Origin of the sequence: Vibrio sp. OPT46 (assembly GCF_015163535.1) — a bacterium.
Taxonomy (GTDB): domain Bacteria; phylum Pseudomonadota; class Gammaproteobacteria; order Enterobacterales; family Vibrionaceae; genus Vibrio; species Vibrio alginolyticus.
Genome location: NZ_JADDYG010000291.1, coordinates 1 through 11,282 on the forward strand (window position 1 = coordinate 1; position 11,282 = coordinate 11,282).

The 11,282-nt window shown below is 40.2% G+C and carries 16 protein-coding genes and 1 pseudogene; 15 read left to right on the forward strand and 2 right to left on the reverse strand.

The window, feature by feature from the left end:
* Positions 1 to 675 precede the first annotated feature (675 nt).
* The 3 genes from IQR33_RS12795 to IQR33_RS12810 all read left to right on the forward strand — a co-directional run bounded on the left by IQR33_RS12795 (position 676) and on the right by IQR33_RS12810 (position 2,690).
* Positions 676 to 1,131 (forward strand): hypothetical protein, encoded by a 456-nt coding sequence (locus IQR33_RS12795; RefSeq protein WP_104973941.1) that lies wholly within the window; start codon positions 676 to 678, stop codon positions 1,129 to 1,131.
* Between the two features lie 139 nt (positions 1,132 to 1,270).
* Positions 1,271 to 1,786: a GNAT family N-acetyltransferase gene (locus tag IQR33_RS12805; protein ID WP_193838146.1), complete on the forward strand. Its 516-nt coding sequence runs from the start codon at positions 1,271 to 1,273 to the stop codon at positions 1,784 to 1,786.
* 148 nt (positions 1,787 to 1,934) lie between these two features.
* Entirely contained in the window at positions 1,935 to 2,690 is a 756-nt protein-coding gene (locus IQR33_RS12810) for a hypothetical protein (protein ID WP_193838145.1), read from the forward strand.
* 150 nt (positions 2,691 to 2,840) lie between these two features.
* On the opposite strand, the gene IQR33_RS12815 is transcribed toward IQR33_RS12810, so the two are convergent.
* Positions 2,841 to 3,059, reverse strand: a complete 219-nt coding sequence (locus IQR33_RS12815; protein ID WP_130355305.1) for a hypothetical protein — start codon at positions 3,057 to 3,059, stop codon at positions 2,841 to 2,843.
* A gap of 260 nt (positions 3,060 to 3,319) precedes the next feature.
* On the opposite strand from IQR33_RS12815, the gene IQR33_RS12820 reads away from it, so the two are divergent.
* The 12 genes from IQR33_RS12820 (at position 3,320) to IQR33_RS12895 (ending at position 10,745) form a co-directional block, all read left to right on the forward strand.
* A complete protein-coding gene (locus IQR33_RS12820) occupies positions 3,320 to 3,832 on the forward strand; it encodes a hypothetical protein (RefSeq protein WP_193838144.1) in 513 nt (170 codons plus the stop codon).
* Positions 3,833 to 3,965: 133 nt separating this feature from the next.
* On the forward strand, positions 3,966 to 4,625 hold the full coding sequence (locus IQR33_RS12825; protein ID WP_107234474.1) for a hypothetical protein: 660 nt from the start codon (positions 3,966 to 3,968) through the stop codon (positions 4,623 to 4,625).
* Between the two features lie 134 nt (positions 4,626 to 4,759).
* On the forward strand, positions 4,760 to 5,299 hold the full coding sequence (locus tag IQR33_RS12835; protein ID WP_193838143.1) for a hypothetical protein: 540 nt from the start codon (positions 4,760 to 4,762) through the stop codon (positions 5,297 to 5,299).
* Between the two features lie 157 nt (positions 5,300 to 5,456).
* Positions 5,457 to 5,705, forward strand: coding sequence for a hypothetical protein (locus IQR33_RS12845; RefSeq protein WP_025769048.1), 249 nt, complete (start codon positions 5,457 to 5,459; stop codon positions 5,703 to 5,705).
* A gap of 8 nt (positions 5,706 to 5,713) precedes the next feature.
* The gene (locus tag IQR33_RS12850; RefSeq protein ID WP_025769047.1) at positions 5,714 to 5,995 is read left to right on the forward strand and encodes a hypothetical protein; all 282 of its coding nucleotides are present in this window, start codon (positions 5,714 to 5,716) and stop codon (positions 5,993 to 5,995) included.
* Between the two features lie 688 nt (positions 5,996 to 6,683).
* Positions 6,684 to 7,205 (forward strand): GrpB family protein, encoded by a 522-nt coding sequence (locus IQR33_RS12860; RefSeq protein WP_193838141.1) that lies wholly within the window; start codon positions 6,684 to 6,686, stop codon positions 7,203 to 7,205.
* A gap of 136 nt (positions 7,206 to 7,341) precedes the next feature.
* Positions 7,342 to 7,740, forward strand: a complete 399-nt coding sequence (fos, locus tag IQR33_RS12865) for a FosG/FosC2-related fosfomycin resistance glutathione transferase (RefSeq protein ID WP_031818817.1) — start codon at positions 7,342 to 7,344, stop codon at positions 7,738 to 7,740.
* A 151-nt stretch (positions 7,741 to 7,891) separates the two neighbouring features.
* Positions 7,892 to 8,350: a hypothetical protein gene (locus IQR33_RS12870; RefSeq protein ID WP_140184044.1), complete on the forward strand. Its 459-nt coding sequence runs from the start codon at positions 7,892 to 7,894 to the stop codon at positions 8,348 to 8,350.
* A 152-nt stretch (positions 8,351 to 8,502) separates the two neighbouring features.
* Positions 8,503 to 8,904, forward strand: a complete 402-nt coding sequence (locus tag IQR33_RS12875; protein ID WP_180818106.1) for an HIT family protein — start codon at positions 8,503 to 8,505, stop codon at positions 8,902 to 8,904.
* 173 nt (positions 8,905 to 9,077) lie between these two features.
* Positions 9,078 to 9,599, forward strand: coding sequence for a GNAT family N-acetyltransferase (locus tag IQR33_RS12885; RefSeq protein ID WP_025580676.1), 522 nt, complete (start codon positions 9,078 to 9,080; stop codon positions 9,597 to 9,599).
* 115 nt (positions 9,600 to 9,714) lie between these two features.
* The gene (locus IQR33_RS12890; protein ID WP_140184057.1) at positions 9,715 to 10,215 is read left to right on the forward strand and encodes a GNAT family N-acetyltransferase; all 501 of its coding nucleotides are present in this window, start codon (positions 9,715 to 9,717) and stop codon (positions 10,213 to 10,215) included.
* Between the two features lie 215 nt (positions 10,216 to 10,430).
* Positions 10,431 to 10,745: a superinfection immunity protein gene (locus IQR33_RS12895; protein WP_219624482.1), complete on the forward strand. Its 315-nt coding sequence runs from the start codon at positions 10,431 to 10,433 to the stop codon at positions 10,743 to 10,745.
* Positions 10,746 to 10,778: 33 nt separating this feature from the next.
* On the opposite strand, the pseudogene IQR33_RS32970 reads toward IQR33_RS12895, so the two are convergent.
* Positions 10,779 to 11,282: pseudogene (locus IQR33_RS32970) on the reverse strand (IS30 family transposase); the annotation flags it as partial.

An 11,282-nucleotide genomic window follows, 5' to 3' on the forward strand; every position in this document is an offset into this window, starting at 1 on the left:
CGGCACGCGTAGCATTTTTACTATGCGTTAGTTCTAGTGGTTAAGATGGTATGCGGAAGCTTAGGTATTGCGTGCCTCACACCTTAACAAGGCGTTATGCGACAAGGCTAAATTTTAATATATCTTCAATTTCGTTCTCTTTGGCAATTCGTTTTTGGGTTTCGGCAAATCAGCATTTTCGACTCAAATTCTTGAATCACTCAAACCATAAAACATGCAAAAGTTCGTGAAGTTGCCTCATTAAAAATCGCATTTGGTCGCGGAAAGTATCTCGGGTGCAAAGTGTGGAAAGGGCAAGTTTAAGAAAAGCCGGTGCTTGCTGAAGTCCTAGCTCGTTAAGTTTCTCGCAAGCAAAAGCTTATTCTTCGCTTTAATGTCGCGTTCCGCGCTTGTGGTGGCCTTGTTACGAAATGTTGAGTCCGTTGGTTCTTGAATCACAAAAAGTCATCTGCGCGTTTGTAGTTTTTCGTGTTTAAGGTAATGTTTTCGTTAGCCAATTTAGCTTTTGCGTACAAATCGCATAACAAACAATTTAAGCAGATTCGCAACGCGTGGCAGTTTTGGTTTGCAGTGCGTTTTGTGTTTAAGGCGCAATGCGGTGGCTTTTGTATTGCGTTGCTCACTACTTAATTGGGCGTTAAGTTTTATTTAAAGTTAATCAGGAGGGTATCAGTTGTGTGGGATCAAATTCTTGAACTACCTGCAATCGTACAAGGAGCATTGGGCTCAGCTCTATTTGCAATTGTCTTATGGTGCTTGAAGCGAGTTGGAACTGTAGTTTTTGAAAAGATGACTTTTCTCGATAGAAAGATGAAAATTCATAACATCAATGCGCAACTGCTAAGATGTAAAGCGCTACAAAATGGTGAGCCATCCATGATTACATTTGCTTTGATTGGCTTGATCTATTTGGCTTTGGCGAATGTTTTGAAAGCAATTATATGTCTACTAGTTGGTTACATTCTAAGTAGTCGAATGGACATATTTACAGACATTAGCGTCATGTTCTCTCTATATTTCCTCTTACAAGCTTTAGTTTGTGTCAGTGATAACAAAGATGGTCCAGATTACGATAAGAAAATTGAAGAGCTAGAAAGTAAACTGAAGGAACTCGAGGTAGTGCATAAATAAACTTAACAAACTGTTTAAGAGTGATTCGCAACGCGTGGCATTTTTACTATGCGTTGGATTTAGTGGTTAAGGTGGTTTGCAGTGGCTTCTGTATTGCGTTGCTCACACCTTAACAGGGCGTTATGTGAATAGGGAAATTATGCAGCAAGTAATTGAAAGTGAAAGATTAATATTACGGCCATTTTCGCTGTCTGACGCGAAGCGTGTTTCAGAGTTGGCTGGTGAAAAGCAAATTTCAGAAATGACGGCAAATATTCCTTATCCATATAATGTCAGTGATGCTGAAAATTGGATTCGTACTCATGCTGAGTTGTTTTTAAGTGGTAAAGGTGTTGTCTATGCCATTGTGCTAAAAGATGGTGCAGAGCTTATTGGCGCAATTAGTTTTCCAAAACTGGAAAATGGTTTAGGTATTCTGGGCTATTGGTTGGGCGTTCCTTACTGGGGCAGAGGCTATGCTACAGAAGCATCTAAGAGTTTGATTTCATTTTCAAAAAAGCATTATGGATTAACGAGGTTAAAAGTAATGCATTTAGTTGGAAATGAGCGTTCAAAATCAGTCATTGAAAAGCTTGGTGTAAAATACGTTGGCGATCAGACAAACCGAATGCAAGGTAAAGATCGTGAAGTAAGTGTTTATATATCAGAGGCATAAATTCACATAACAAACAGTTCAAGAGGGATTCAGCACGCGTGGCATTTTTGCCATGCGTTAGGTTTGGTGATTAAGACGTGATACGGTAACGTCAGTGTTGCGTGCTTCACCCCTTAACTGGGCGTTAGCAATTTTCAGAGGAGGCGGTGTGGAAAGTAATGATTTGATGAGAAAGATAAATTCATTTGCGCAAAGGTCTTTTAGAGACAATGCGGATCGCGATTATATACATGCACGTATGGCATATAGAGCTGAATTGTATCCTCAATTTCTTTGGTCATCGTTACATGCTCTGGAAAAATATGCTAAATGCATACTAATTTTAACTCGCACAGAAAGAGTTCATATAAAAAAGAAACAATTTGATGATGTTGGTCATGAGGTTTTAAAAGCTCTGGAGTTGCTTAAAAATAAAGTAGATATTAATTTATCAGAGCAGACTTTAGATTTTATTAAACGCTTGGAAAATGGGGCCAGATTTCGATATTTAGAAGTTTCATGGCATGCAGAACAAGCCGAACTAACAATACTGGATAGGGCAGTTTGGGAACTTCGACGATACTGTAATTCAGGCTTGTATTGTTATAAGAACTCGCCAGAAACGCAATGTGTCGACAGTAAAATACTACCCCTAAAAGACATTGTAAACTTAACGCACGAGAACACTTATATACCCGGTGGTCGTATCGAAAAGCTTCTTAAACTGAGCTCTAATCCTGCGAGAAAAGAATTGATTTGGAATAACCTTTACTATTCAAATTCCAACAGAAAAACAGTTTTGATTAAATCAAACTTTATGGCTGAGAATTCGTCATTTTTCTTATATCCAGAGTTGTTAGACGAAGTTGTGAAATATACGAGGGTACCTAAAGAAATTATTAATTCATATAAGCAAAATTGCTAACAAAGCATTTAAGAGGGATTCACAACGCTAGGCAGTTTTGGTTTGAACTAGCTTTAGTGTTTACGGCACAATGGTTTAGTTTGGGTGGTGGCGTTGTTCACCCCTTAATGCGGCGTTATGGGGCTATCGTAGCCCCATTGTATACTTGTCTTAGCTAGTATGGCATGGTCGGCAACAGTAGTAACAGCCATTAATTCTATTATTCGGCCAGCGAGTTTTGGCGTCTGCTACAGCACTCTGACAAGATAGATGAAAACCTAAGTCAATTTGATTTTCAGTATTTGGGAAGTGCTGACAGCCTGCGTCTTTTTCGTGCACTTCATGGTCACCATTTTGTTGCGGGTTTTTGTTAATAATGAAATATGGCATTATTTTCTCCGTAAACGTTAAATTGCTCGATAAACGTAACTCTAATACTGTTATTTTTATGTGTAATGTTTCACATAACTCACAGGTTGCACATGTTGTGTATGTAAGTTGTGAGTCGCCCCATAACAAAGCGTTCAAGACGGATTCACAACGCTTGGCAGTTTTGGTTTGAATCAGCTTTAGTGTTTACGGCACAATGGGTTAGGCTTGGTGACAGCGTTGCTCACCACTTAACGCGGCGTTATGCCTCAGGAGAATAAATGAGTTCAGATACTATTTCGATGTTGGCTTTGATTGTTGCTGGGCTTAGTTTCTTGGTAAGCGTCTACGGTATTGTGAAAGACAATAGTCGACTAAAAACTGTTGCAAAATTGACTTACAATCACAGTGCTAGTCTCGATAACCCTCCACCTCAAATGCAGATCGTATTAGTGAATCAAGGAAAACGCCCAATAACTATTACACATTTTGGCTTTAGTGTTTCCCGAAAAGAGCACATATGGCAGTCACTAGTGACGCCACAACCTGTAATAGACGAAAATGGAATGGCAGTTTCATTTCCACAGGGGTTGGCTCAAGATATTGGTATAAAGTTGAATGATGGCGACGTTTATGAAGCTGTAATTGAACATCATGACTTTGAACTTCTATATAGCTCTGCACATGATTATAAAGAAGCCAAGTCATTCTTCTTTATGGATGTTCTTGGTAAACGATATAAAGTTAAAAACTCAGAAAAGCTAGTAAGCGTACTACGCAACTATAAGGCATAACAAACGCTTTAAGGCGGATTCGCAACGCTCGGCGGTTTTGGTTTGGTTTGGGTTTTGTGTTTACGGTGTAAAAATTGAGTGTCGCGGTAGCGTTGCTCACCACTTAAGCGGGCGTTAGGATTTAGGAGTTAAAATGGACTTTGCTGTTCCAGAAATCGTTCAAAATAACCCGATGGTATTTGGTTTTTGCCTTACGCTATCATTGCTAGGCGCAACCATCAAAATGGTCACCGCTTTAATTAGCTTCTATGAGGAAGTTGTAATAAAGCGATATTTTAATAGATTAGCGTCGCTAAGTGAGTGTATTCCAGAGAAAACTAAAACGAGTGAGTATCTTCTAAGGTTAAAAGAAAATGAAGTTTTCCGTTTAGCCTCTGGAATAAGGGTTCCTCCAGAAAAAAGCGAGATGTTGATTGATGTCTATATGCGTGGTTTAGCTGATAATAGGGAGCTAAAGCGAATTCAACGTTTTATGAAACCTATTCAAGGTAAAATACATATCGAAACTGATTTTATTGATAAAGTGCAAATACTTTACTCTTTTTGTGCAGCAATGTTTCTCTTTCTGTTCGCAGTTATTCTTGGGGCTCCGTCTTTCTTTTCAGAAAATAGTGCTGATGCTGTTGCTGGTATCTTTATTATGCTAGCTATGACCTTAACTGCTGCTGTCGTGGGCTCTGATTTTAGAACATACCGAACACTAAAGCGCATAAGAAAGAGGTTAATAGAACTAGAAATGGTATCCAATGCCCAAGCAAAGCTATTTTGGAGCGTGCCTTGGCATAAATCCTAACAAACTGTTTAAGAGTGATTCGCAACGCATGGCATTTTTACTATGCGTTGAATTTAGTGTTTAAGGTGGTATACGGCGGCATCGGTATTGCGTTGCTCACACCTTAACAGGGCGTTATACCTTTAGAGGGAAAAATGGACATTGTACTAGGTACTTACAAAGATCCTGCTTATGGTCTTGATTGGCATGAGCAAACTGATGGCGCTGAAGCCTCAATTAGAGAGTTACTTAGCAAATCTGCTCTACCAATTGAGCTTTCAATTCGAGAAAGCAACATTGGTCGGGGTGCTGATTACCCAGTTACAGTAATACAAGTTCTTTCAGTTCTAGGCTTGGTGGGTTTTGTTATTCCGGAAGCACACAAGCGTGTAAGGGAGTCTATCGAAGAATGGTCTCGTATAAAGGGACACTTCGTAAAGCTTCACAAGTTACTGTCGCGAAATTATCGGATTATTTCATTACCTGAAGAAGTCTTGTTCGTAAAGTCTGTTGAAGCGCTGCTTACTGAAACAGAAGCGAGTGACGCTGTATTTATTCGCTGTGACTCAATTCATAGTGTTGGTAGCTTCGAGAAATTTGCAGGCTTAAAAGGTTTCTACTTTGATTGCCAAAATAAGCAATGGCGTGTAGTCATTGATGGTTTGGGCACCGTGAAGCTAATAGAACAGGTATAACAAACTGTTTAAGAGTGATTCGCAACGCGTGGCATTTTTACCATGCGTTGCCTTTAGTGTTTAAGGTGGTCTGCGGTGGCTGTTGTATTGCGTTGCTCACCCCTTAACAGGGCGTTATGCAATTCGAACAACAATCAACGATGAGAGTGTAAATAATATGAAAAATGATGTTCATTATGTTGAATTAGAAGAAAAAATTAGAGCTATGGATATCTCATCTATGTCTGCATTGGATGATAGCTCTTATCGTGAAGTGATTAAAAGTGAGTTATTCTTCATTGACTCTCATGACATCCTTCGCGATTCCATTACTGGTCATCCTGTGGCAACTTCCATCGAGCAGCTTGAAATCTTAATCGAAGAATTAAGCAGCATGCGTTTGAGAATGGTGTCTAGAAACGAGTAGGTGGTTTTATGTTTATTTTGTCAGTATTCAAAAGTGATGAAGTTGATCAAGAGTATTTTGAAATGGCACTAAATTGCTCTGCTCAAGCGCTGGTTTCCATTCTTGATGACGAGAATTTAAATGTTAGTGTTGATGAAGAAAAGGCGCAGATACATGTAAAGTTGGTTGATGGAGCAAGCCCCAAAAACTCTCTCACTCTAGAACAATTTAAACAGTTAAGTAAGTCTGCTTTCATGGAGAGTGGGAAGCTTTATGATGAGTTCCATCATTTAGAGGCGGTTGAGGAATAATGGCATAACAAACTGTTTAAGAGTGATTCGCAACGCGTGGCATTTTCGCTATGCGTTGGTTTAAGTGGTTAAGGTGGTATGCGGCAGCATTGGTATTGCGTTGCTCACACCTTAACAGGGCGTTAGCACTGGGTTGGAATCAAAGGTCAAAAGTTTTGATGTTTATTGGTTTCTTTCCCAGATTTACACCTGATCAAATGTGCCTCTCACGTTCGCTCCGGTGGCACTAGATGTATAGTTTTCGCTTGGGTTTCACCGTTTACGGTTTCTAACTTTCGGGCTATTTCACTGGCGCGGTTTCTTTGATACGGTTGATTTATTGCCTTAAATTTGGCTATTTGTCGTGGTTGTTGAAGTCCGATGATCGAATCCTTTGCAAATTTTAATACTGTTAAAATCGGGCAGTTTTGCATGTTTTTCTTCTTGCCAACTTGCGCTTAAAGTTAGTTTTCAGTTTGGCAGCTGTCTGTTTGGTTTCAGTGTTTTAAGTCATGAGTTTCGTGCTATATTTCAATATCTTGGCGTGTACCAAAGGCTTTAAGGGCAGCGTGCTAACAAACAGTTCAAGTGGGATTCAGCACGCGTGGCATTTTTGGTATACGGTGGTTTTGGTGTTGAAGTGCAATGCGGGTGCTTGGTCATTGCGTGCTTCACCCCTTAACTGGGCGTTAGGCAAATGGAGATAGGCGTGAGTTTAAGAATAATTGAAGTCGTAGATTTTCAGTCGTCGTGGGCTGATGATTTTAACCGAGAGAAAGCGCTAATCTGTAATGCGTTAAGTCAAGAAAATGTGGTGGGAGTTCACCATATCGGTAGCACTTCAGTTGAAGGTCTATGTGCGAAACCAATTATAGATATTCTACTTGAAGTTAAATGTCTCAGTGAGCTGGATGAGCAAATTTGCTTGATGGAATCGCTAGGTTATCTTGCTAAAGGTGAGTTTGGTATCCCGGGTAGGCGCTACTTTCAAAAAGGTGGGGTTCAACGAACTCATCAAGTCCACGCCTTTCTAACAGGTTCACATGAAGCGCAAAGACACATTGCTTTTAAAGAGTATCTTATCGCTTTTCCTGAAGTGGCCGATGAGTATGGTGTGTTAAAGAAAACTGGAGCAGCAATCTGCAACAATGACATAGATGTATATTGCCGCCATAAAGACAGCTTCATTAAAGAGCATGAGGCTAAAGCTCTCAACTGGAAATTTGCCTAACAAAGCGTTCAAGAGGGACTTGGCACGCGTGGCATTTTCAATTTGCGTTGTGTTTAGTGGTTAAGGTGTTATGCGGTCACTTTTGTATTGCGTGCCTGCGCCCCTTAACGCGGCGTTATGTTTACGGGAGAAAACGGTGATTTTAGGGCTCAATCATATAACCATTGCAGTTAGTGACTTAGATCGCTCTCTTCAGTTCTATCGGGAGACGTTGGGATTCACAGCTCATGCTAAGTGGGACAACGGAGCTTATTTATCAATAGGCGAACTCTGGTTTTGCCTTTCCCACGATGAACCATGCCCTAAAACAGACTATACCCACGTAGCTTTTGATATCGAACCAAAAGAATTTGAAGCGTTTGCGAAGCGCATAGTTTCATTGGGTGCAGAAGTTTGGAAAGAGAATAAGAGTGAAGGGCAGTCACTTTATATCTTAGACCCTGATGGCCACAAACTAGAGATACATTCAGGTTCGCTGAAAAGCCGGTTAGAATCTCTAAGAACGAAACCATATAGTGGGCTCGTTTGGCTTTAAACATAACAAACAATTTAAGAGTGATTCAGCACGCTTGGCATTTTTAGTTTGGATTTGGTTCAGTGTTTACGGTGGTCAAATTAAGTGTCGTGGTTGCGTGCTTCACACCTTAATTGGGCGTTAGGCCTTTTGTGGTAACAATGGAGTTAATATGGAAAGTAAAATGCGTAACCCAGAATTAGGTGCGATTTATACTACGAAAATTCTAGGTGAATTATTGGAAAACTGGCCAAGTAAAACCTATCTTCACTGTTCTGCAATTACGGGAATCGAGTTTGATGAAGACTCTGTATTCGACTCATTTGAACCTCAATCTTTCCCTAAAGAGTGGAAAGTGTGTAGTGACTTGGTAATCTGGTTGCAAAAGGAAGGCTTTATTAGAACTGAAGGGCCTCGTGGAAGTGTATTCAACTTTGGTGCTACTGAAATCACAATGGCAGCGATGACTGCAATAAACCAAGTTCCAGACCCGATAAACCCTGATTCACAAAGAACCTTAAAGGATACACTTACTGACATCGCGAAAGATGGTTCGGGGAAACTGGCTGATAAAATTATGGACAAAGCATTCTTTGCTTTTGTAACAATGCTGGAAAAAAGTGTAGGGTGAAACAGGCCTAACAAAGCATTTAAGATGGATTCCCAACGCTTGGCACTTTTGGTTTGCTTCAATTTCAATGTTTACGGCACAATACTTTAAGTTCAGTGGTCTGCGTTGCTCACCACTTAATGCGGCGTTAGCATACTTTGATAGGAGTTCAGATGGCTACGATAGTCGAACAAATTGTTAATCGTGAAATTGACTCGGTCATCGTGTACGAATCTGATCAAGTTATAGCTTTTGCAGACCATGATCCAATCAACTTTGGGCATATTTTAATTTGTCCTAAGACTCAATACCGTACATTCATTGACCTGCCTGAGTCTGTGTTTTTTGAGATCATCGACGTTGCAAGAGATTTATATAAACGTATAGAAGCTAAGTTCAATCCCGATGGTATCGGCTTTATGCAAAACAATGGAGAGGCACCTCATTTCAACGAGCTCGATCACTACCATTTGCATATTTTCCCTAGGTTTCATGGAGACCAGTACGGTTGGGTTAGTAGTGAACTTGGAATTCAAACTATGGATAAACTAAGAGAATCACTTAAAGATCTATGAGCATTGAAAAAGTATGCTAACAAATTGTTCAAGAGTGATTCGGCACGCGTGGCATTTTTACTATGCGTTGGTTTTGGTGGTTAAGGTGTTATGCGGAAGCATCGGTATTGCGTGCCTCACACCTTAACAAGGCGTTAGTTTGCTACAAAGAATCTGGAAGTATTGAGGAAGATATGAAAGTAGATATTAGACCAGCCAAGGAAGACGAACTGGAACCTCTCCATTCTTTGGTTATTTCAAATGATGAATGGATGAAGTTCAATGGCCCTTACTTTCCATATTCTCACCCAACATTAGAACAGTTTGAAAGTTCATCATTTCAGCGTTTACTAACAGGCTCAGACTTACAATTAATCACTGTTGACGACATTCCTGTTGGAACGGTTAGTTGCTACTGGGAATGTGAAGAAACGCGTTGGCTTGAAGCTGGTGTAGTTATTTATGATGCACAGTATTGGGGTAAGGGAATTGCTGCGCTTGCTCTACCTTTATGGGTATCGTACTTGTTCGAAACTAAAGAAATCGAGAGGGTTGGTTTAACTACTTGGTCGGGTAATCCTCGAATGATGTCTTTGGCTTTAAAACTGGGTTTTCAACAAGAAGCAAGACTTAGAAAGGTTCGCTACTACAAGGGTGAATACTATGACTCTGTCAAATATGGGGTGTTACGGTCGGAGTGGTCAGAACGCAACTAACAAAGCATTTAAGAGTGATTCGCAACGCTTGGCAGTTTCGCTTCGCTCAAGTATAGCCAAGCGCTGCTCACACCTTAATGCGGCGTTATATGCTCTAGAGGAAATGGATAATTCGATGATCGAGACTGAAAGACTAATACTTAGCCCTGTAACCTCAGAAGATTCTGATATTTATACAAAACTTCTCACTTGCGCTGAAACAACAAGATATTTACCGGGTGGAAAGCCTTTTAGCTCGGAGTACATTCAGAATTACGTACCAAGCAAAGTGGCTCACTGGTCGAAAGGCTATGGTACTTTCATTGTTGCGTTAAAGAGTAAGCCATCTCAAAAAATCGGTTATGCTGGCGTTGAGTTAGTTCCTGACTCGAGTTTTTCAGATATCAGGTATGCATTACTATCTCAATATCAAGGTAAAGGGTACGCTTTTGAAGCTTCAAAGGCAGTCTTAAATTTTACCTTAGAATCGGGTTTGGTGTCTGAAGTTTATGGTGTAGCGGTAATAGAAAATCTGGCATCAGAAAAACTACTACGCAAGCTTGGTATGCAAGAATCCACAGAACGTTTGTACGACAGTGATGACTTGGTTACTCTCTCTACTCAAGCACGCATATAACAAAGCGTTTAAGACGGATTCACAACGCTTGGCAGTTTTGGTTTGAATCAAATTTAGTGTTTACGGCACAATGGTTTAGGTTCGGTGGTCGCGTTGTTCACCACTTAACGCGGCGTTATGTGATATGTGAGCATACTAACAATTAAGAAATGTAGAGTTCGGGTTATCTCATGGTATTATGCCGTTAGTTTCATTTTAATTACGAGGTCTTCGCTATGTCAGGCGTCAGCATTTGGCAACTGCTTATACTCATTGTATTGATTCCACTTGCATTTCTTCCTTCAATTATCGCGTTAAAGAAAAATCATCCTTATAAGGTTCCTATTGTTTTAATAAATATTCTGGGTGGTTTATTGTGGGGAGTTGGTTGGCTAATCGCTTTGATTTGGTGTTTCATTGTCCCAGAAAAGAAAGCTGCGAGTATTACTAATATTGCAGATGAAATTGATAAACTTCATTCTTTGAAAGAGAGAGGTGTTATCTCTGAAAGCGAATTCAATGCCAAAAAGAAAGAGTTAATGCAACTATAAGTACCACTTAGTATCAAGTTTGAAGTGCGACACTTAGAGTAGCTGCTCATAAATATACTCCGTTGGTGTCTTGTAACCAAGCCTTTGGCGTGGTCTGTTATTCAGTTGGCTTCACAGTCTTTGTGTCACATGAGCCATTGGGGTTTTCTTGGGTAAATATTGGCGTATGAGTCCATTTGTATTCTCATTGGTTCCTCGTTCCCAAGAGTGGTAGGGCGTTGCGAAGTAAAACAAGCATTTATGCTTGTTTTCTATCTCCTGATATTGATTGAATTCTGTACCATTATCAGCAGTGATAGTTCTAAATGGTAAGTTTGAACGCGTAACGATCTCTGTCATTCTCGCGTTGAGTGATGCAGTTGTTCGGTCATCTAGCTGTCCGATATAGGTGTAGCCAGTCATTCTGTCAACGAGAGTGACAATGCAGTGCTTAATTCCACGACCGATCACGGTATCTATTTCCCAATGTCCAGGTTCTAGGCGTAACTCAGCTTGTTTTGGTCGTTCTGTTATGTGCCTTTTAGCGGCAATTCTCCC